15 protein-coding genes and 1 tRNA gene are annotated in these 21,956 nt (G+C 61.6%); 4 read left to right on the top strand and 12 right to left on the bottom strand.

What is annotated here, in order from left to right; translation table 11 throughout:
- Window positions 1–74: 74 nt before the first annotated feature.
- From ACTM82_RS01310 to ACTM82_RS01295, 4 genes are all read right to left on the bottom strand, one after another.
- Entirely contained in the window at window positions 75–728 is a 654-nt protein-coding gene (locus ACTM82_RS01310; protein WP_441053864.1) for a hypothetical protein, read from the bottom strand.
- Window positions 729–900: 172 nt separating this feature from the next.
- Window positions 901–1,146: a hypothetical protein gene (locus ACTM82_RS01305; protein WP_441053866.1), complete on the bottom strand. Its 246-nt coding sequence runs from the start codon at window positions 1,144–1,146 to the stop codon at window positions 901–903.
- 118 nt (window positions 1,147–1,264) lie between these two features.
- The gene (thrS, locus tag ACTM82_RS01300; RefSeq protein WP_441053868.1) at window positions 1,265–3,028 is read right to left on the bottom strand and encodes a threonine--tRNA ligase; all 1,764 of its coding nucleotides are present in this window, start codon (window positions 3,026–3,028) and stop codon (window positions 1,265–1,267) included.
- A 255-nt stretch (window positions 3,029–3,283) separates the two neighbouring features.
- Entirely contained in the window at window positions 3,284–3,715 is a 432-nt protein-coding gene (locus ACTM82_RS01295; RefSeq protein ID WP_006234085.1) for a double zinc ribbon domain-containing protein, read from the bottom strand.
- A 797-nt stretch (window positions 3,716–4,512) separates the two neighbouring features.
- Here ACTM82_RS01295 and ACTM82_RS01290 point away from each other — a divergent pair.
- The 4 genes from ACTM82_RS01290 to ACTM82_RS01275 all read left to right on the top strand — a co-directional run bounded on the left by ACTM82_RS01290 (window position 4,513) and on the right by ACTM82_RS01275 (window position 9,364).
- Complete coding sequence (locus ACTM82_RS01290; protein ID WP_441053870.1) at window positions 4,513–5,985, top strand: NAD(P)/FAD-dependent oxidoreductase; 1,473 nt, start codon at window positions 4,513–4,515, stop codon at window positions 5,983–5,985.
- 1 nt (window position 5,986) lies between these two features.
- Complete coding sequence (locus ACTM82_RS01285) at window positions 5,987–7,408, top strand: NAD(P)/FAD-dependent oxidoreductase (protein WP_441053872.1); 1,422 nt, start codon at window positions 5,987–5,989, stop codon at window positions 7,406–7,408.
- A 2-nt stretch (window positions 7,409–7,410) separates the two neighbouring features.
- Window positions 7,411–7,809: a DUF1667 domain-containing protein gene (locus ACTM82_RS01280; protein ID WP_441053874.1), complete on the top strand. Its 399-nt coding sequence runs from the start codon at window positions 7,411–7,413 to the stop codon at window positions 7,807–7,809.
- A 466-nt stretch (window positions 7,810–8,275) separates the two neighbouring features.
- A complete protein-coding gene (locus ACTM82_RS01275) occupies window positions 8,276–9,364 on the top strand; it encodes a M24 family metallopeptidase (RefSeq protein WP_441031795.1) in 1,089 nt (362 codons plus the stop codon).
- A 239-nt stretch (window positions 9,365–9,603) separates the two neighbouring features.
- Here ACTM82_RS01275 and ACTM82_RS01270 read toward each other — a convergent pair whose 3' ends face one another.
- From ACTM82_RS01270 to ACTM82_RS01235, 8 genes are all read right to left on the bottom strand, one after another.
- On the bottom strand, window positions 9,604–10,962 hold the full coding sequence (locus tag ACTM82_RS01270; RefSeq protein WP_441053876.1) for a bifunctional folylpolyglutamate synthase/dihydrofolate synthase: 1,359 nt from the start codon (window positions 10,960–10,962) through the stop codon (window positions 9,604–9,606).
- A 231-nt stretch (window positions 10,963–11,193) separates the two neighbouring features.
- Window positions 11,194–13,890, bottom strand: coding sequence for a valine--tRNA ligase (locus tag ACTM82_RS01265; protein WP_441053877.1), 2,697 nt, complete (start codon window positions 13,888–13,890; stop codon window positions 11,194–11,196).
- A gap of 309 nt (window positions 13,891–14,199) precedes the next feature.
- Entirely contained in the window at window positions 14,200–15,615 is a 1,416-nt protein-coding gene (clpX, locus tag ACTM82_RS01260) for an ATP-dependent Clp protease ATP-binding subunit ClpX (protein WP_427794736.1), read from the bottom strand.
- A 1-nt stretch (window position 15,616) separates the two neighbouring features.
- Window positions 15,617–16,237: an ATP-dependent Clp protease proteolytic subunit gene (locus tag ACTM82_RS01255; RefSeq protein WP_148346018.1), complete on the bottom strand. Its 621-nt coding sequence runs from the start codon at window positions 16,235–16,237 to the stop codon at window positions 15,617–15,619.
- A 163-nt stretch (window positions 16,238–16,400) separates the two neighbouring features.
- Window positions 16,401–17,702, bottom strand: coding sequence for a trigger factor (gene tig, locus ACTM82_RS01250; RefSeq protein ID WP_370450562.1), 1,302 nt, complete (start codon window positions 17,700–17,702; stop codon window positions 16,401–16,403).
- A gap of 88 nt (window positions 17,703–17,790) precedes the next feature.
- Window positions 17,791–17,874: transfer RNA gene (locus ACTM82_RS01245), tRNA-Leu, on the bottom strand.
- 270 nt (window positions 17,875–18,144) lie between these two features.
- Entirely contained in the window at window positions 18,145–20,976 is a 2,832-nt protein-coding gene (locus tag ACTM82_RS01240; protein WP_441053880.1) for a molybdopterin-dependent oxidoreductase, read from the bottom strand.
- Window positions 20,976–21,878: an FAD binding domain-containing protein gene (locus tag ACTM82_RS01235; RefSeq protein ID WP_441053882.1), complete on the bottom strand. Its 903-nt coding sequence runs from the start codon at window positions 21,876–21,878 to the stop codon at window positions 20,976–20,978. Before ACTM82_RS01235 ends, ACTM82_RS01240 begins: the two co-directional genes overlap by 1 nt.
- Window positions 21,879–21,956: the final 78 nt, after the last annotated feature.

Raw genomic sequence — 21,956 nt, 5'->3', positions numbered from 1 at the left:
TCAACTGGGAAAATGGCGCCCCCGGGGCCCGAGAGGGGCCGCGGGGGCGTTCGGTTAACTGCGGGAGCGAGCCATCAGCTCAATGTGTTCGGCTGAGATCGGAAATCAACCGAAGGCCGTTCTCCTTTGCGTTCGATAGCCCAACAGAAGACCTCTTCTAGTAATGTTCTCGCTTTAGTGAGAGCGCTATCGAAATTCCCAAGTTCAATATCTTCCTGGGCTCTATTGGCCATATCTTTAATATAAGAACGGTCAATCGTGTTGATTGAAGGAATAGACATCGCGGGCACGTCATCGACTGACGTAATGACGTAGTTATTACCGAAACATCTCAGCTCATGCCCACCAAAGAATAGAATGCTGTTAATGGCAGCGATAGCACCCTCAACAATCACGGCATGTCTCCGTTTTATTTCCTCCGGCGTCAGGCCAGAAAACTCTTTTTGGAAGCGCGCGAGGTTAAAGAAATAGGCCAACATATCAGAAACACGATTATTCTCGATACAATGCTCGAGCAGGGCTTCAACATACATCCACCGGCTAGATGAACCATACGAAGCGTCTATTCCAAACTTATTGAGCACTTCAACTAACTTAGGGCCCGATTGATACGGAAGGGAGACCTCTTCATCAAGCGCGTCTGAACGAAATGACGTATCTCCATCCAAGATAGCGTACACGTCTTTGGATTTAAGAAAGTTAAATCCAGCCTGCTCTTTCTCAAACATGGGCCCACCTTAATTTGAACTGAAATGCTTGGCCAATTGTATCCCTCTAAAACACATGTCAAGCCACGTCGCTAATCAAGCAGCTGAATCGTCTCGTTCCATCAGTTCTGAAAATGAGCCGCGCTCATCTCCAATCTTAAGCACCTTGATGACGGTGGTCATATAGCCCATGCTACTCGGCATCATCCTCGATGCCCTCTCCGTCAATCTCGCCAAAGCCAACGTTGTCCAAAGCCGAATAAGCGGGCCCAATCTGATTCCACTTTATGGAATCAATCGCTTCAAGGTATGAACACAAAGCATTAAGCTGATTCTGCTGAGCCATAGCCGTAATCTTCGCAAAGGAATCAGTCGCTAGGCCGACCTTCGACAGGGACGAAGGAATCTGCGCAGCCATATCGGAATAGTGATTAGACAAGTTGTACCTTTTTGTGCAACAAAAAAACCGCTCAACCAGCGGCTTTTCTTATTTGGGTATGAAAAAGGCGACCGCCCTTTGTAGACGGTCGCCTTTGTTAATTGTTGTGCAGTTTGTCTTAGGCGCGAGTCTTAATCTCCTCGGTCACCTTGGCAACAAACTCGTCAACGCTCATCGGAACGGTCTCGTTGGAACGATCGCGGACGGAGATGTTGCCGGCCTCGACCTCCTTCTCGCCCAGGATGAGCATATAGGGCACGCGGTCGATGCTGCGGGCCTCGCGGATCTTGTAGCCGATCTTCTCGTCGCGATCGTCGCAGACCACGCGAATGCCGGCCTCCTCCAGCTTGGCGCACACCTCGTGGGCATAGTCGCGGCTCTTCTCGGATACCGGAAGCGCCTTGACCTGCACGGGAGCCAGCCAGGTGGGGAACTTGCCCGCAAAGTGCTCGATCAGAATGCCAATAAAGCGCTCGATGGAGCCAAAGCACACGCGATGCAGCATAATGGGGCGCTTCTTGGTGCCGTCGGCGTCCACGTACTCCAGGTCAAAGTTGAGCGGCATCTGGAAGTCGAGCTGCACGGTACCGCACTGCCAGGTACGGCCGAGCGAGTCCTCCAGGTGGAAGTCAATCTTGGGGCCGTAGAAGGCGCCGTCGCCCTCGTTGACCTCGTAGTCCATGCCCAGCTGCTCAAGAGCGGTACGCAGGCCCTCTTCGGCGCGAGCCCAGTCCTCGTCAGAACCCATGGAGTCCTCGGGGCGGGTGGAAAGCTCAACGTGATACTTAAAGCCAAACTTCTGGTACACGGAGTCGATAAGATTGACCACGCCCACAATCTCGTCGGTCAGCTGGTCGGGGCGCACAAACAGGTGGGCGTCGTCCTGGTTAAAGCAGCGCACGCGGAACAGGCCGTGCAGGGCTCCGCGCAGCTCGTGGCGGTGCACCAGGCCAATCTCGCCGGCGCGGATGGGCAGCTCGCGGTAGGAGTGCGGCTTGGAGGCGTACACCAGCACGCCGCCCGGGCAGTTCATGGGCTTAATGCAGTACTCTTCGTCGTCGATGACGGTGGAGTACATGTTGTCCTTGTAGTGGTCCCAGTGGCCCGAGGTCTTCCACAGCTGCTTGTTCATGATGAGCGGCGTGGAGATCTCCACGTAGCCGGCCTTGTGGTGGATCTCGCGCCAGTAGTCCAGCAGCGTGTTCTTAAGGATCATGCCGTTGGGCAGGAAGAACGGGAAGCCGGGGGCCTCGTCGCGCATCATAAAGAGGTCCATCTCGCGGCCGATCTTGCGGTGGTCGCGCTTCTTGGCCTCCTCCAGCATGTGCATGTGCTCGTCGAGCTCTTCCTTGGTGGCAAAGGCGACGCCGTTGATGCGGGTGAGCATCTTGTTGTCCTTGTCACCCTTCCAGTAGGCGCCCGAGACGCCGGTGAGCTTAAAGGCCTTGAGGGCCTTGGTGTAGCAGATGTGGGGGCCGACGCACATGTCGATGTAGTCGCCCTGCTGGTAGAAGGTGATGCGGGCGTCGTCGTCCAGATCGCCGATGTGCTCGACCTTGTACTTCTCGCCGCGCTCCTCCATAAGGGCGATGGCCTCGGCGCGGGGCTTCTCGTACACGGTGAACTTGAGGTTCTCCTTGACGATCTTTTTCATCTCGGCCTCGATCGCGGGGAAGTCGTCCTCGCTGATCTTGACGCCCTCGGGCAGGTCGACGTCGTAGTAAAAGCCGTTGTCGGTCGCGGGGCCGTAGGCAAAGTCGGCCTGGGGGTACAGGCGCTTGATGGCCTGCGCCATGATGTGCGCGGCGGAGTGGCGGATGACGTGCGTGACCTCGTCCTGCGGGAGCTCGGCCACCGAACCGTCATTGTAGAGTGCCTTCATGGGTATGTTTTCTCCTCTCGGATGCCTGGTGCAAGTGCTGCTTGGCGCCGTGCGGTGTGCATTGCGCTTGCCGGCGCGTGCGTTTTGACTTGCATCATTATAGGCAGGTTACCTAGGTATACAAGCGCCCGCCGCACCTTAATGGCACGGCGGGCGATTTTCTACGCATGCTTCATCGTGTGGGGGCGGGGCTGCGTGCGGCTTGCGCGCGGCGCGCGGGGCCCGTGGCTTGCGGCCGGCCCGGCGATGGATGCGCTACTGGATGCGAGTTCGGCAGTAGGGGCAGACCTTCCAGTGCGCGTCGAGCGGGCGATGGCAGCTGGGGCACACGTTGCGAACCTGGGTGTCGCACACCGGGCAGACCACAAAGTCCTTCTCGATGGGCGCACCGCACTGCGGGCAGGTGCCGTACTGGGCAAGCTGACGCTCGCGCAGGGCCATGTCCAGCTCCTGCTCCTCGCGGTCGGCCGCATAGGAGTGCGGGCGCAGGACCAGGTAGGCGATGAGGCCTACAAACGGGATGAGGGCAATGATGCCCCATGCCACGTAAGCGCTGGCGCCGCGGCGGCGGGCGTCAATAAACACATAGACGACCGACAGCACGTACAGGGCGATGATAAAGCCAACAAAGGCATAGATGACGCCCATAAGCTGCGGCGACATGAGCTCAGAGATGTACTTGGACATTACGGATACCTTTCGGGGTAGTTACAACTCGAGTTAGTGTAACACGGGGGTTAACGATTTGGCAGGTCGCAGGCATGGGCGGATAGAAACATCTCAATCTGTAACAGGTGAGAGCGGAATCCGGGTCCAGATGTTACAGAATTAGACAAACCGTTCTCTCCCAGACTTAAATCTCGATCTGTAACATCTTGACTCCAGAATCAGTCCCTACTGTTACAGATCAAGATGAACGGTGAGCCCTCCGTTAAATATCTCAATCTGTAACAACTAGGGGCCAGAACCCCTTCTATCTGTTACAGATCAAGACAAAGGAAAATGTCCAATCTCAATATCACAATCTGTAACAACAACTCGGCAAAAACAGGTCTAACTGTTACAGATTTAGACATTCGAAACCGACTGATGGGTTCATCTAAATCTGTAACATCTAGACCCCAAAACGGTCCCGAGATGTTACAGATCGAGACAGATGACCTCTCCCTGACTTTAAATCTCAATCTGTAACACATAGGACCGATTTTCTACTCTTACTGTTACAAATCAAGACAAACAGAGGGCCCGCCTGGCAAACGTATCGATCTGTAACATATGGAACCCAACTCTTCTGCTTACCGTTACAGAACGAGACAAACCTTTGACAACAGAGGTGCCAGACGAGGTCACCGATTGACCTGAGTCTCCCCTCGCCTGCCGTTGGCGGATGCAGCGGGGCTGTTCGCCGCATTGCCGCTGCGCGGGGGATGCGCACACCGTAGGATAGCCTTATTGACAGCCTGTCAACTCGTCTTGGAGGCACTGTGACGGAAACGTTTGATATCGCGATTGTGGGCGCGGGCATCACCGGATGCGCCATCGCGCGGCAGCTCGCACGCTATGACCTGTCCATCTGCGTGGTCGAGGCGGCCAACGACATTGCCCTGGGCGCGTCGAAGGCCAACGGCGGCCTGGTGCACGCCGGCTACGATCCGGCGCCGGGCACGGTTAAGGCCCAGGTCAACGCCCGCGGCTGCGAGCTATATGTCACGTGGGCCCAGGAGCTGGGCTTTTTGTTTTGCCGCACCGGGTCCATGGTGCTGGGCTTTAGCGACCAAGACCGCGCGCAGCTGGAGCAGCTGCAAAGCAACGGGCTGGCAAACGGCGTACCCGAGTTGGCGATCATCGGGGCCGAGCGCATCCACGAGCTGGAGCCGCGCGCCAGCGCCCAGGCCACGTGCGCGCTGTGGTGTCCCTCGACCGGCTATGTCGATCCGTTTGAGGTCGCCATCGCCGCGATGGAGAACGCCGTAGCCAACGGCGTGACGTTTGTGCGCTCCGCACCGGTGGAGACGATCGAGGTAGCTCCCGGCGCTGGCGTCAGGAGCGGTGACGGGACCGCTCGTTTTACGCTGGTGACACCGGCCGGTGATGTGCGCTGCCGCTATTTGATTAACGCGGCGGGCAACGGCGCCGCAGACATCTCGCATATGGCGGGCGCCGAGGAGTTCCAGATGGTCTGGCGCCAGGGCAACATTGTGGTGCTGGACAAGGAGCCGCGCGCACTCATGCCGCTCTACCCCGTTCCCACGCCGGTTTCCAAGGGCGTCATCGTCACGGGCACCGTCCACGGCAACACGGTGATCACCGCGACGGCCGCTGTGCGCGAGGCGGGCGACACGCAGACCTATGCGAGCGATGTCGACGCGCTGCTGAGCGGCGCGCGCAAGCTGGTGCCCGATCTGGACACGCGCCGCGTGGTGCGAGCGTTTGCCGGCGGGCGTCCGGTCATTAAGGGAACGAACGACTTTTTTATTGGACAGTCTGCCGTGGTGCCGGGGCTGTTCCAGGCGGCGGGCATTCAGTCGCCAGGCGTGGCGAGCGCTCCGGCCATTGCCGAGCGCATGGAGCAGGTGCTGCGCGAGGCGGGCGTTGCTTTGCGCGAGCGGGCCGATTGGGATCCGATTCGTCGCGCGCCGGACGACTTCGACCGTGCGCCGCTTGCGCGCAAGGAAGAGCTGATCGAGTCCGACCCCGCGTGGGGGCAGATCGTCTGCCGCTGCGAGACGGTGCCCGAGGCCGAGATCGTGGCCGCGATTCGACGCCGCCCGGGTGCGGTCTCGGTCGAGGGCGTCAAACGCCGTTGCCGCGCCGGCATGGGTCGGTGCCAGAGCGGCTTTTGCCAAAGCCGCGTGGTGGCGATTCTGGCCCGCGAGCTGGGCTGCGACCCCAGCGAGGTACCGTTGGAAGACGATGGCTCCTGGCTGGTAGAGGGACCGTTGAAGGGGGTGCGCTAGGATGGCGACGAGTATCGATATGGGTGCGGTATCGGGCGTCGAGTGCACTTGCGCAGATGCCGACAGGATATCAATTGCTGCCGGCGCCGTGCAGACGCAGGCGTTCGACGTAGTCGTTATCGGCGGCGGACCTGCCGGCATGGCGGCCTCACTTGCCGCACACAAGGCCGGAGCGCGCGTGGCCATCGTTGAGCGCGAACAGCACCTGGGCGGCATCCTGCGCCAGTGCATCCACCCGGGCTTTGGCCTCTCACACTTTAAGCAGGAACTGACCGGTCCCGAGTACGCACAGCGCTTTATCGACCAGGTGCGCGAAACCGATATCGCACTGTTCCTGGACAGTATGGTGATTGGGATCGACTCAAGCGAGGACAAAGTCGAAGGCACGGGCGCAAGTGGCGCGGCGAGCGATGCCTCGGCACACACCGTCACGCTCATGAGCCCCGCCGGCATGTTGCAGCTCATCGGGCGCGCCGTCGTCCTTGCCATGGGGTGTCGCGAGCGCACGCGCAGCGAGATCAAGATTCCCGGCAGCCGCCCCGCCGGCGTGTTTACCGCCGGCCTGGCGCAGCGATACATCAACATCGACAACCTCAAGCCCGGCTCGCGCGCCGTCATTTTAGGCTCGGGCGACATTGGGCTCATCATGGCGCGTCGCTGCACGCTCGAGGGGATTTCGGTCGAGGGCGTGTACGAGCTTATGCCATACGCCAACGGCCTGCGCCGCAATGTAAAGAATTGCCTGGACGATTTTGGCATTCCGCTGCACCTGTCCACCACCGTCACACGCGTGATTGGGCACGACCGCGTGGAGGCCGTCGAGGTGAGCCAGGTCGACGAAAATCTGGCGCCCATTCCGGGGACCGAGCGCATCGTTCCGTGCGACACACTGCTGCTTTCGGTAGGTTTGATTCCCGAGAACGAGCTTTCGGTAGGCGCGGGTGTTGAGCTTGACCCGCGCACGCGCGGCGCCGTGGTGGACCAGAGCCTGCAGACGGGCGTGCCGGGCATCTTTGCCTGCGGCAACGTGCTGCACGTGCACGACCTGGCCGATAACGTGACGACCGAGTCCGAGCGTGCCGGCGCAGCCGCGGCGACGTACGCGCTGGGGACCGGCGCGGATGTCGAGACGGGCGCTGGCTGCCAGCTCACGGTCTCCCCTGCCGGCATCGCCGGCTACGCGCTGCCGGGACGCATTACGGCCGTGGCACTCACCAGGCTCAACTTTCGCGTACGCCGGCCGGTCGATGCCGCCCGCGTGCGCATTCTGGCGGGCGACGAGGAACTGCTTACGGGCAAGGTCCGCGCGTTTAAACCGAGTGTTATGGAAAGCTTCCCGCTGCCGGCAAAGGTGATACAGCAAGCGCGCGCCCTGGGTGCCAGCGAGATTATCCTTTCCGTCGAGCCCGTCGAGGAGGCATAGCCATGAGCACGAATGTGACCGAAACGCTGCAGTTCAACTGCACCACCTGCCCATCCGAGTGCCTCCTTACGGTGGAAGTGGAGCGCGGGGCCGACGACCGCGTGGCGACGGTGCGCGCCGTGACCGGCAACAGCTGCCCGCGCGGCGATAAGTTCGCACATCAGGAGCTCACCTGCCCCATGCGCGTCCTCACTACCACCGTGGCGGTATCAGGCGGCGACGAGGCACTGCTGCCCGTGCGCACGGCCGAAGCCATCCCGCTCGAACTCCATGCCCAGACCATGGACCTCATCCGCGGCCTAGTGGTCAAAGCCCCCATCCGCATGGGCGATGTAGTCCTCCCCAACCTCCTAGACACCGGTACCGACCTCATCGCCAGCATGGACATCGACCCGGCCTAAGCAGCTCGTTTGGGACGGCGCTCTTTTAGCTACCCCGCATCCGCCCCGCCCCTCCTCAATTGCGGTGAAATAATTCCCGATTTCCGCCAAAACCCCGGCATCAAGGAACTATTCCACCGCAACTTGCCTTGGGATCGGTATTTAGCTTGTGCCTACTTTAGTGCCATTTCAAAACTATGCCGGATTACGGGGCTGATTCGGAGACCCCCATCCATACCGGCAATTTTCGATTTTTGATAAGCCTTCTACCTGCGGTTTTAATTTCGCTATTTTTCCCATGGTCAAGTAATACAGGTCCAGCCCCGTAATCCGCCATAGTTTTGAAACCAGCCCATTTGGGACGGGACCATATTGACTACTTTTACCTATCAGCTCGCATGTTTGACGCAGCTAAAATAGCCCCGTCCCAAATTGACTACCCTGGCATTGGGGATACCATGGTGGCAACCTAACGAAAGGACGATGTATGGCACATGTCGATGACCAGCGCGTGGCACGCGTGCTCGATGCGCTCGAGGCTCAGCACCCCGGCGCGCAGCTGCTCGTAAACGACCCGTGGTCGATTTATTACCTGACCGGCTTTTATGCCGATATGTTCGAGCGTTTTTGCGGCGTACTGCTCGCACGCGGTAGCGAGCCCGTGATCTTGGTCAACGCGCTGCATCAGCTGCCCGAGTATGACAATGCCCGCGTCGCGTACCACACCGATACCGACGTCGTGGCCGACGCCATCGCTCGCGAGGTTGATCCGACCAAACCGCTCGGCATCGACACCGTCATGCGCTCCGGCTTCTTGATGCCCCTCATGGAGCGCCATGCCGCGAGCGAATTCTTCCTAGGCGATTTTGCCGTGACCGCCGCGCGAACCTACAAAGACGCCGCCGAGCAGGAGCTTATGCGCGTGTCCTCGGCCGCTAACGACGCCGTGATGGCCGACGCGATCGAGCTCGTCCACGAAGGCGTGACGGAGCGCGAGATCGCCGACCAGATGCTTGGCCTGTATCGCAAGCACGATTGCGAGGGCTTTAGCTTTCCGCCCATCGTGAGCTTTGGCGCCAACGCCGGCGACCCACACCACGAGCCAGACGATACGGTACTCAAGCGTGGCGACGTGGTGCTGTTCGATATTGGCGGACGTCGCCGCAACTATTGCTCGGACATGACGCGCACGTTCTTTTGGGGCGAGCCGGACGAGGAGACGGCACGCATCTACGACATCGTGCGCCGCGCCAACGAGGCCGCCGAGGCGCTCATCGCCCCGGGCGTGCGCATGTGCGACCTGGACCGTGCCGCGCGCGACGTGATTGAGGACGCGGGTTATGGCAAGTACTTTACGCACCGTCTGGGACACTCGATCGGCCTGCAAGACCACGAGCCGGGTGACGTCTCGCTCGTCAACGAGCAGGTCGTGGAGCCGGGCATGACGTTTTCCATCGAGCCGGGCATCTACCTCCCCGGCCGCACCGGCGTCCGCATCGAGGACCTTGCCCTGGTCACCGAGAGCGGCGTCGAGATCCTCAACGCCTACCCCCACGATCCGGTCCGCCTAGACTAGGCAATGCGGCAAAGGGACAGCCCCTTTGCCGCATCACATGAATGCCGCCACGAAATGGGCCTATCTACTACGTTTAACCTGCATGGGGCGACCATGCGGGTATTTTTTGAAAATTTACAAGCCTTCTACCTGCGGTTTTGGTTTTGCGATTCTCGGCATGGTTGAGGGTAGCCGGTCAAACGTAGTAGATAGGCCCATTTCGTGGAGAGCAGGCAAACTAGATACCCTGCGGAAGGGATCTAGCGGAGCAGACCGGCAACTTCGCCGGCCAGGGTGATGGTACCTGCTGCTACGAAGGGCTCGCCTGCGGCCTCAAAGGCTGCGAGGGCCTCGGACACGCTGGGGTACACGCCTGCGAGCTTATCGGAGTCCACCAGGGCAGCAAGCTCCTCCGCCGGCAGGGCGCGATCGGAATCGGTCTGTGTGACGACCACGCGCGGGAAGGCCGGGATCAGCACGTCGACGATACCCGCCACGTCCTTGTCTGCCAGCGCGGCGCACAGCAACGTGGGGCGATTCTCTACGCACGGATCGATCTCGTCCAAGGCGCTCACAAAGTTCTCGCAGCTCTGGGGGTTATGGCAGGCGTCGATCAGCTTGAGCGGGTCGGTTCCCAACACATCAAAACGGCCCGGCGTAGGGCAGCCCATAAGCGAAGCATCAAGCGCCTCGTGGTCGAGCTCGCGACCCAGATACCCCTCGCAGAGCATAATCGCGCACGCGGCATTCTGCGGCTGATACGCCGGCTTAACCATGCCCGACGTATAAATCGCACGCGGCGTGGTGCAGCTAAACTCAACCGTATCGCCCACATGCGCCGGCACCTTGGTCGTGGCGTGGCTCACCACCAGCGGCACCACACCACACTCGCGACAACGGGTGTCCATAACGCGCTGAACGCTCGGCTCATGCGTGCCCTCGCCCAGCACAACCAGGCGTCCGGGCTTAATGACGGCGGCCTTCTCCCCCGCAATCGCCTCGAGCGTATCGCCCAGAATGCGCGTGTGATCGAGTCCGATGCCCGTGATGGCAACGGCAACGGGATCGGTCGCGCTCGTGGCGTCCCAGCGACCGCCCATGCCGACCTCGAGCACGGCGACATCCACGCGAGCCTCGGCAAACACCACAAGCGCGGCGGCCGTCAGCAGATCAAACGGCGTGATGGTATAGGCACGCTCCCCCGCCACCACGCGGCGCGCATTCACTCGATGCCCCGCCTCAACAGCAGCAGAAACGCCACGGGCAAACGCCTCATCGCTCACGACTTGCCCATCGACCTCCATGCGCTCGGGATAGCGAACAAGCTGCGGCGACGTATAAAGCGCAGCCTTGAGCCCCTCGCCGCGAAGGATAGCAGCCGAAAAACGCGTGGTCGAAGTCTTGCCATTGGTACCGGCAACCTGAATGCAATCAAAGTACTCGTCCGGCCGCCCCAGCTCATCGAGCATATCGACAACCGTCTCGAGCAGAGGACCAGCATCCCCAGAAATCCGCCCCGTATCGGCAGCAAGCCCCACAGCCTCACTAAACGAAAGCAAATCAAACTCAAAAGGAACGGTATACAAGCCAGAACGCTTGGGCATTTTCAGAACCGCCATTCATAGAATAATAAAACAGTATAGGTTGAGGATAGTCAGCGAAAACGCCTCTGATGAGCCAAGGTGCCGTGAAACAAGGGCGCATAGGGCTTATGCCCATGCGCCCGAAGTTGAACGGCAGATTGGCCATCAGAGGCGTTTGCAGCGTCGAGTCAGCCGCCGTTCGTTAGAACGGCGGAATAGGTGTCCGCAGCGGAGAGCAAAGCATCGGGACGCGCCCCTCAGTAAGCCCTACGAGAAGTCAGCAACCTGAGCAGTCAGCGCCTCCAGGATCTCCTTGAGCTCAGCTGCACGGTCCCTCTTCTTCTGGACCACCGCGGGCGCGGCCTTGGCCACAAAGCCCTCGTTGGCGAGCGTCTTCTCGCAGCCGGCGAGCTCCTTCTGGGCCGCGGCAATCTCCTTCTCCAGACGTGCCTTCTCGGCCGAAAGGTCAACCTTGCCCTCGAGCACCACAAAGACCTCGACGCCGCTGTCGACCACGGCGATGCTCGCGGCCGGCTTCTCAACATCGGTACCCATGACCAGCGAGGCGGTATTGGCCAGCGGCTCGATGGTCGAGCGCAGGCTCTCGAGCTTCTCGATGTCCTCGGCACCGGCACGCACGACCACGTCGAGCTCGGCCTTGGGGCTCAAGCGATAACGCGAACGCGTGGCGCGGGCGGCAGAAACGACGGTGCGACACAGCTCAAACGCGCGCTCGGCGTCCTCGTCGACATACTTGACATAGTCGGCGGGCTCGGGCCACTTGGCAATCATGAGCGCCTCGGCGCGGTCCACGTTGCCCTCGGCGTCCAGGTCGAGCACGCTCGCCGGCATGTTGTCCCAGATCTCCTCGGTGACAAACGGCATGAGCGGGTGCATCAGGCGAATAGAGGTATCGAGCACAAAGATCAGGTTTCGCTGCGCCTGCAGACGGCCCTCGCCCTTCAGGCGCGCCTTGGTGACTTCGACGTACCAGTCGCAGACCTCGTTCCAGAAGAACTGCTGAACGCCGCGGGCCATGTCGCCAAAGGTGTAGTTCTCGATGCCCTCTGTGACCATCTTGACGGCCTTGGCCAGACGGCTGAACATCCAGGCGTCGGCCGGCGTCTCTACGACAGGCTCGCCGGGCGTGTAGCCCTCCATGTTCATAAGCAGGAAGCGGCTGGCGTTCCAGATCTTGGTCACAAACGACTTGGCCTGCTCGGTACGCGGGCTGTCGATAAGCTTCTTGGTCTTCTTATCGATGTTCGCGTCAAACTTGACGTCCTGGTTGTTGGTGCAGAGCGTCAGCAGGTTGTAACGCATGGCGTCAGCACCGTACATGCCAATGAGGTCCATGGGGTCAACGCCGTTGCCCTTGGACTTGGACATGCGGCTGCCGTCTTTGGCAAGAATCGTCGGGTAGATGACGACGTCCTTAAACGGCACCTCGTCCAGGAAGTACAGCGAGCTCATGACCATGCGGGCGACCCACAGCGCGATGATGTCGCGCGCGGTGACGAGCGCCGTCGTGGGGTGATGTCCCTCGAGCAGCTCCGGCTTCTGGGGCCAGCCCTGCGTGGCGAAAGTCCACAGCTGCGAGCTGAACCAGGTGTCCAGCACGTTCTCGTCCTGATGCACGTGATGACCGCCGCACTTAGGGCACACGTCGGTATCCTCGGTAAGGGCATCCTCCCAGCCGCAGTCCTCGCAGTAGAACACGGGAATACGGTGGCCCCACCACAGCTGGCGGCTGATGCACCAGTCCTTGAGGTTCTCCATCCAGGTGGTATAGGTCTGCGTCCAACGCGCGGGGTGGAAGGTCACCTTGCCGGAGTTGACGGCGTCGAGCGCCGGCCCCTTGAGCTTGTCGACGGCCACAAACCACTGCTCGGACAGCCACGGCTCCAGTGCGGAGTCGCAACGGTAGCAGTGCATGACGGAGTGATCGTGATCCTCGACGTGATCGAGCAGGTCGTGCTCCTCAAACCACTTGATGACGGCCTCGCGGCACTCCTCGCGGGTCATGCCGGTAAACTCGCCGTAGCCCTCGACGACCACCGCATGCTCGTCAAAGATGTTGATCTGCGGCAAGTCGTGGGCCTGACCCATGGCGTAGTCGTTGGGGTCGTGGGCCGGGGTGACCTTGACAAAGCCGGAGCCAAAGTTGGCGTCGACATGCCAATCCTCAAAGATGGGGATCTCGCGGTCGACGATGGGGAGCTTGACGGTCTTACCCACAAAGGCGGCCTTCTCGGGGTCCTTCGGGGAGACGGCCACGCCCGTGTCGCCGAGCATGGTCTCGGGGCGCGTAGTGGCGACGACGATGTAGTCCTGGCCGTTGACCGGCTCGGTCAGCGGGTAGCGCAGGTGCCACAGGTGACCCTTCTCGTCCTTGTACTCGGCCTCGTCGTCCGAGATGGCGGTGGTGCAGTTGGGGCACCAGTTGACGATGCGCTTGCCACGGTAGATCAGGCCGTCGTGGTACCAGTCGCAGAACACCTTGCGCACGGCCTGGGCGTAGTCCTCGTCCATGGTAAAGCGCTCGTTATCAAAGTCGACGGAGCAGCCCATACGCTTGATCTGCTCGACGATGATGCCGCCGTACTCGTGGGTCCAATCCCAGCAGGCGTCGACAAACTTATCGCGGCCGATCTCCAGGCGGCTGATGCCCTCGCTCTTGAGCTTCTTGTCGACCTTGGTCTGCGTGGCGATACCGGCGTGGTCGGTACCGAGCACCCAGCGGGTAGATCTGCCGCGCATGCGGGCCATGCGGATGATGGCATCCTGGATGGAGTCGTCGGTGGCGTGACCCATGTGGAGCTTGCCGGTCACGTTGGGAGGCGGAATGGTGACAGTGCAGTCGCCCACGCCCTCACGGCGCTTGTAGTAGCCGCCGTCGAGCCACTTCTGCAGGATCGCCGGCTCGTTGGTCGACGGATCGTAGTTTTTGGGCATCTCTTCCATATATCTCTCCCGTCCCACCGGGGAGGAATGTAGGCCCGCCAGGGTCTGCATTCCTCCCCTTAGGTATCGATTACTTCAGTCTGATACGACTTCGCTGAGGCTTAAACAAACACACAGAATAACACAGGTAGTTGGGGTTATTGCGTATATATAAAATAGCCTCCGACCGCGGGTGGTCGGAGGCTATTCAAATTCACATTTGCGAAACCTACCATTTAGGGACAGGTTTATTTTGGTCGGTTTTATATGGGCAAACGTCATTCTCCCTGATAAAACCTGCCAAAATAAACCTGTCCCTTTTTGGCAGGTTTACCCGTAGATGCGCTGGGGCTGTTCGGTGCCCTTTACGGAGGCTTCGGTCACGATGACCTTGGCGACTCCTTCCTCGCTCGGCAGGTCGAACATCGTCTGCTGCAGCACGTCCTCGCAGATGGAGCGCAGGCCGCGGGCGCCGGTCTTGCGGGCAAGCGCCATGCGGGCAATCTCGTGCAGGGCGGCGTCCTCAAACTCAAGTTCAACGTCCTCGAGCTGGAACATCTTGCGGTACTGACGCACAACGGCGTTCTTTGGCTCGGTCAGGATCGACACCAGGTCGTCCTCGTCGAGCGCCTGTGTCTGGGTGACGACGGGCGTACGTCCCACAAACTCGGGGATCATACCAAAGGCGTTGAGGTCCTGCGGGAGCACCTGACGCAGCAGGTCGTTCTCGTCGACCGAGGTGGGGCCGGCGATCTCGGAGTTAAAGCCCACGCCCTTGTTGCCCACGCGATCAGCGATAATCTTGTCCAGACCCACAAAGGCACCGCCGCAGATAAACAAGATATTGGTCGTGTCGATCTGCAGCAGCTCCTGCTGGGGGTGCTTGCGGCCGCCGGTGGGCGGAACGCTTGCCACCGTGCCCTCAAGGATCTTAAGCAGCGCCTGCTGAACGCCCTCGCCCGAAACGTCGCGGGTAATGGAGAGGTTCTCGGCCTTGCGGGCGATCTTGTCGATCTCGTCCACGTAGATGATACCGACCTGCGCACGCTCGATATCGCCATCGGCAGCATTGATGAGCTTGAGCAGGATGTTCTCCACGTCCTCGCCCACGTAACCGGCCTCGGTGAGTGCGGTGGCGTCGGCGATGGCAAACGGCACCTCGAGGATGCGCGCGAGCGTCTGGGCGAGCAAGGTCTTACCGGTACCGGTGGGACCGAGCAGCAAGATGTTGGACTTGGCGAGCTCCACCTCGTCCATATCGTCGTCGAGCCGCGAACCCGCACCCGAGGCCTCGTCAAAGGCCGAAAGCGCGGCGCCGCCCTCGATCACGCGACGGTAGTGGTTGTACACGGCAACCGACATGGCGCGCTTGGCGTCTTCCTGACCCATGACATAGGCCGAAAGCTCGTCATAGATCTCGTGCGGGGTCGGCACGTGCGTGATGACCTGACGTACGTCGTCCTCGAGCTCAAAGCCCTCGGGCTCGGGATCCATGGCAGGCTGCCCGGCAGCCTGACCGTGGTCGTTGAGGAAGCCCGGCAGCTTGCCGTTGCAGGCGGCATCCATAAAGTCCGAAGCCAGCGACTCCTCCAAGATCTCGGAGCAGGCGGCAACGCACTCGTCGCAGATAAAGATGTTGGTAGGGCCCTTTACAAGGCGGCGCACCTGACCCTGCTCTTTTCCGCAGAAGGAGCAGCGGATGGGGTTGCCGTTCTCGTCAAAGTTGTCCTGCATGTTACCGGCCATCCTAGACGTCCTTCGCGGCAAGATCGCGCGAGGTAACGATACGGTCGATCAGGCCATAGTCGAGGGCCTCGGCAGCGGTCAGGTAGTTGTCGCGCTCGGTATCGGCCTGGACCTTCTCGATCGGCTGGCCCGAGGCGTCGGACAAGATCTGGTTGAGCTCGCGACGGGTCTTCTTGATCTCCTCGGCCACGATCTCGATCTCGGTCTGCTGACCCTGGGCACCGCCACTGGGCTGGTGAATCATGACCTTGGAGTGCGGCAGGCAGAAGCGCTTGCCCTTGGCGCCGGCCGAAAGCAGCACGGCGGCCATAGACGCGGCCATACCGACGCAAATGGTGGAGACCTGCGGCTTGATAAAGTTCATGGTGTCCAGAATCGCCAGGCCGGAGTAGACCTCGCCACCGGGCGAATTGATGTAGAGCGAGATATCCTTCTCGGCATCCTGGCTCTCAAGATGCAGCAGCTGGGCAACGACCAGGTTGGCGCTGACGGAGTTGATCTCCTCGCCCAAGAAGATGATGCGGTCGTTGAGCAGGCGCGAATAGATATCGTAGCTGCGCTCGCCGCGCGGCGTCTGCTCGATAACGTATGGCACGAGGGCGGAATCGAACTTAGCGATCATACGCATCTCCATTTCTCTCTTGCGGACCAAATTGGTTCTAGATAAACGTACGGTGCCCGCATGCTATGCATTGGCTGGCACCGTACGAAGCAACCGAATAACCGGTTTATAACTTTACCCCATCACGGGCGCCTGCATGCGCTCGCGGGAAAGGTGGCGAGAATTACTCGGCGTCCTTGGCGGTCTCGTCGACCTCGGTCACCTTGGCGTTCTCGACCAGGTGGTCGACGGCCTTGGAGCGACGGATGGACTCGCGAACGGCAGGCATGCGTCCATCGGCGATGAACTCGGCCTTGGAAGCCTCGACGTCCTTGACGCCGGCCTTCTCGAACTCGGCGTTGACGTCGTCCTCGGTGACCTCGATCTTGAGCTCACGGGCGAGGGCGTCGAGCGCCAGGGACTCGCGGGCAACGTCGTTGGCCTGCTTGTGCAGGTCGCCGATGAACTGCTCCATGGTCAGGCCGGAAGCGGGCAGCCAGGTGTCCAGCGTCATGCCGCGGGCAGCGAGGTTGGACAGGAAGTTCTGGCCAAGCTCCTCAAAGACAGACTGCTCGTAGTCGGCGTCCATCTCCTCGAGCTGCAGACGCTCGGCGAGAGCGGCGACGCAACGGTTCTCCTTCTCGGCCGGAAGGCGGGAAGCCTTGTCCTGCTCGATCTCGAGCTTGATGGCGTCGCGCATAGCGTCGATGCTGTCGAAGCCAAAGTCGGACTTGACGAGCTCGTCGGTGAGCTCGGGGGTGTTGCGGACCTTGATGCCCTTGACGGTGACCTCGACGGTGTGGGTCTCGGCCTCCTCGCCATCCTCGACCTCGTCGGTCCAGGTGACGGTCTTGACGTCGTCGACGTTAGCACCGATCAGAGCCTCGTTGAACTCCTTGGGGTTGCTGTCGCTACCGGCAATGAGCATGCGGCCCTCGGCAGCGAAGTTGTCGGCGTTCTCGACGGCCTTGAGGTCGACGGTAACGTAGTCCTCGGCCTCGACGGCACGATCCTCGACGTCCTCGAAGGTGGCACGGTAGTTGAGGAGCATCTCGACCTGGTTGTTGATCTCGGACTCGGTAACCTCCGCGGGAGGCATCTCGATCTCGACGGCGTCGTAGGAGGAGAGCTCGGCAGCAGGACGCAGGGAGAACTCGACGGTGTAGGTGTAGTCCTCGTGATCCTTGGCGAGGTCGAGCTCCTTGTAGTCACCGTTCTTGGTGGGGACGATGTCCAGCTCGTTGAGGACGGCGGGCTCGTTGGCGGCGATCAGATCGTTGGTGGCCTGAGCGAGGGTGGCCTCGGCGCCAAGAGCAGCGTCGATGACCGGACGGGGAGCCTTGCCGGCACGGAAGCCCGGGAAGCGGTACTTCTTGGCGGTGTCCTTGTAGGCCTTCTTGATCGCGGCGTCGACGTCGGCGGCCGGGATGGTGACCGTAGCGGTGAGCTTGGCGTCCTTGACGTCAGAAGCGGTGATGTTCAACACGTTCCTCCTCATACTGCCCAGCTTATCTGAGGTGCTGGTACCTTTATGCAACAAAGTGTCGCGACGGCCGAGGCCGACGCAGGTGCGTTGGTGCGGGCGAAAGGACTCGAACCTTCACGGGAATCCCACCAGAACCTAAATCTGGCGCGTCTACCAATTCCGCCACGCCCGCATGAGCGCACAGATTAGGAATGATAGCAGATACGAACGGCAAGCGCACGCACACCTTTTTAGGCCCACGACCTCACCACGAGTTACAGCGGAACAGGGTAGCTAATTTGGGACGGGGCTTTTTTAGCTACCCCGCTTGTGGGGGTAGCTAAAAAAGCCCCGTCCCAAATTAGCTACCCCCATCGGCTATCTCCCGCAGCCCACAGTTCGGTTGAAAAGTGGGCTGCGGTTTCCTCGGGCTTGCCAAAGAGCGGCGGCCGCCGCGCCTCGCCTACTCCCCCAGCAGGGCCTTCTCGGGCGTGATCGGCAGCGAGCGAACCTGGTGGCCGGTGGCGTGCGCCACGGCCGAGGCAACGGCGGCGAGCGGTGTGTTGATGACGACCTCGCCGATCGACTTGGCGCCAAACGGGCCCGTCGGCTCGTAGCTCGGCTCAAAGGCCACGCGAATGCTGCCAATATCCAGGCGCGTGGGCAGCTTGTAGCTCATAAAGTTACCGGTGCGCAGGCGGCCGCGGTCGTCGTGCTCGACAATCTCGTAGAGCGCGTGACCGATGCCCTGGGCAATGCCGCCCTCGGCCTGGACGCGCGCGAGCGCCTCGTTGATCACGGTGCCGCAGTCCACAGCCGCCGCATAGTCCACCACAGTCACCTTGCCGGTGGCCTTGTCGACCTCGACCTCGGCAATGCCGGCCATAAACGGCGGAGGCGAAACGGGCAGGCAGGCAGAAGCATGCGAGGTGAGCGCGTCGCCGCCCGCGATGTTCTTGACGCACAGGTTGGCAAAGTCGCGCAGCGTGAGGTAGCGGCCGCACTCGCGAGCGGCGCGCTCGTCAGACAGACGCACGTACTGGCCGTCGAAGACCACGTCGGCGGCGTCCACGTCCCACATCTGGGCGGCCTTGGCGCAGATCTTCTCGCGCAGCTCGGTCGCGGCATTCTTGGCTGCCAGGCCCGTCACGTACGTGCCCGAGCTCGCGTACGAGCCGGCATCGAACGGCGAGACGTCGGTGTCCACGCCGCGCACCACGATAAGCGAGCTCTCCACGCCCAGCTCCTCGGCGGCAATCTGCGCCAGGATCGTGTCGACACCCATGCCGTTATCGGTGGCGCCGGTGCCGATGGTAATGAAGCCGTCCTCTTCCAGGCGCATGTCGATGCCGCCGATATCCACGTTGGAGATGCCCGAGCCCTGCATGGTGAGCGCGCAGCCCAAAGCGCGCACGCGGTCGCCCAGGTCCACGGCCAGCGGCTTGTCGCGCCAGCCGATCATGTCCATCGCACGCAGCAGGCAGCGGTCGAGCGCGCAGGCGTTGAGCTTTTCGTTGTAGTACTGCGGCATAATCTCGCCCTCGCGCACGATGTTCTTAAGACGCAGGTCGGCGGGATCCATGTGCAGCATGTCGGCGAGCTCGTTGACGGCGCTCTCCACGGCAAACTGGCCCTGGGTGGCGCCGTAGCCGCGATACGCACCGCCGCGGTTGGTGTTGGTGTAGACGGCGTCCCACCTAAAGCGGCTCGCCTTCACGTGGTTGTAGATGGGCAGGCTCTTGTGGCCCGAGAGGCCGATCGTCGTGGTGGCATGTTCGCCATACGCGCCGGCGTTGGACAACGTGTGCAGGTCGATGGCCGTGATGGTGCCGTCTTTCCTGGCGCCCAGCTTGACGGTCATCTGCATCTGGTGACGCGAGTTGCCCGCGGTGATGGTCTCCTCGCGGGTGTAGCAGCAATAGCTCGGACGGCCGGTCTGCTGCGTCACGAACGCCACGAAGATCTCGCAGCAGCCCGTCTGCTTGGAGCCAAAGCCGCCGCCGATGCGCGGCTTAATAACCTGCACCTGCGACTGCGGAATGTCGAGCGACTGCGCGACCATGCGGCGCACATGGAAGGGCACCTGCGTGGAGGTGGTCACCGAGATGCGGCCGAACGCGTCGGTCGTCGCGAAGGCACGGAAGGTCTCCATGGGCGCGGTCTGCGTGGCCTGGCTGGTGTAAGTGCGCTCAATGACGATGTCGCTCTGGGCGAAGGCCTCGTCCAGGTCGCCAAAATCGCTGGTACCGCTGCACACCAGGTTGCGAGCAACGTCGCCGCCCTGCGGGAACATAAAGGTCACGTCGCCCTCGGGGTGGACCACGATGTCGTTATCGAGCGCCTGGGTAAAGTCGAGCAGAGGCTCGAGCACCTCGTAGTCGACCTTGATGAGCTTGAGTGCCTTGTCGGCGGCCTCCTCGGTCTCGGCGGCGACGATCGCCACCTCCTCGTTTTGGTAGCGCACCAGGTTCTCGAGGATCAGGCGGTCGTAGGGGCTCGGCTGCGGATAGCTCTGGCCGGCGATGGTAAAGCGGCGCTTGGGCACGTCCTCGTAGGTGTAGACGCCCACCACGCCGGGCACCTTCAGGGCGCGCGACGTATCGATGGAGCGGATCTTGGCACGGGCATACGGGCTGCGCTTGAGCTTGACGATAAGGGCGCCGGCGGGCACCAGGTCTCCTGTGTAGACGGGACGCCCCTCGAGCAGGGCCTTCGAGTCCTTCTTGGGCTGCTTATGGGTGATCTGCTTGTACGAGACGCCATCGCAGCTGGTGTCGTTGACCGGAAGCTCGGGCATCTCAAAGCCCACCTGCACACCGGACTCGTTAAGGAAGCGGACGATGGCGCGCAGCTGGCTCTCGTAGCCGCTGCAACGGCAGAGGTTGCCGGCGAGCTGGCGCGACAACTCCTCGCGCGTGGCGACGAGGCTCGGGTCCTCCTTGGCGGCGCGGGCAAGCGCCAGCACGTTCATGATGAGGCCGGGGGCGCAAAAACCGCACTGCTCGGCACCTTCGGCAGCCATTGCGTGGGCGAGCGCCTCGGACTCGGCCTTGAGGCCCTCGAGCGTGGTGACGGAGCGGCCCTCGACGCGCGCAGCGGGAACCGAGCAGCTCAGCACCGGGTCGCCATCGAGCCACACCGTGCACAGGCCGCAGTTAGTAGTCTCGCAGGCGCAGCGCACCGACGCGCAGCCCTGCTCGCGCAGCAGCGCAAAGAGCATGGTGTCGGGGGCAATCTGAACCTTGACCTTGCGGCCGTTGAGCGTAAAGGAAAGATCGATGAGTTTGGCAGCCATTAGCGCACCTCGCTAGAATCGACGCCGGGCACGCGGCGGCAGGAATACTCGTCCGTGGCAAACTTAGGCACTTGCACGCCCTCGAGCTCGCGGGCAAGCGAGGCCGAAAGCTCGATGCCGGCGGCGCGGCACACGGCCTGAATCGCCAGCGGCGCCGAGATGCAACGGCGATAGTCGGCCGAGCCCCACAGGTTGGTGCCGTAGCTCAGCGCGCGTACGGACGCGGCCAGGGCGCGCAGCTCGTCCTCGGAAGGCTGCTCGCTCACCAGGCCGCACGCCTCGCCCTGCAGCAGGGTCGCGCGCAGCGGGCGTGCGCCCACGGTGACATGCCAGCCGTTGTCCCACCAGGCAGCGGTGACGTTTAAGGAGGGGAAGTCGGTCGCGGCCTTGCGCACGGCCTCGTAGCTTGCGCGGTAATCGTGCTTAACGACCACCACGTGCTCGATCACGTCGCGCACGTAGCCCATATCCACGAACTCGGCGAGCGACACGCGGCCGGCACCCGTCAGCTCAACGTACGAATCGAGCGCCAAAAAAGCCGAGAGCACGTCCGAGAAACCAAAGCGACCGTAGATGCTGCCGCCCACCGTGGCGGTGTTGCGCAGCTGCACGCCCACGATATCGTGGACGGCGAACTCAAAGACATGGTTGACAAGCGCGTTGAGCTCGGCATGGCGCTCGAGCTGGCGCAGGGTGCACATGGCACCGATGCGAAACTCGGTCTCGGTCTCCTCGATCTGATCGAGTCCGCAGGCCGAAAGGTCAATCGCCGTCGCCACGCGACGCGAACCCAGGCGCATCCAGATGCCGCCGCCCACAATCTTGTTGTTGCGGTTCTTCTGTAAGAGCTCATAGGCTTCGGCCGCGTTTCCAACGCGAACGTAGGTACCGAACTTGAGCACGTTCTCCCCCATCTCTTCACTTGTCCAGTACCTCTAAGTGTACCAAACGAGGGCGCACAGCCCTCGCCACCATAGAAA

Source organism: Collinsella sp. HCP3S3_E5 (assembly GCF_052067635.1).
Classification (GTDB): Bacteria; Actinomycetota; Coriobacteriia; order Coriobacteriales; family Coriobacteriaceae; genus Collinsella.
Note: the sequence above shows the minus strand (reverse complement) of the source record. Positions and strands in the feature narration are given on the sequence as shown.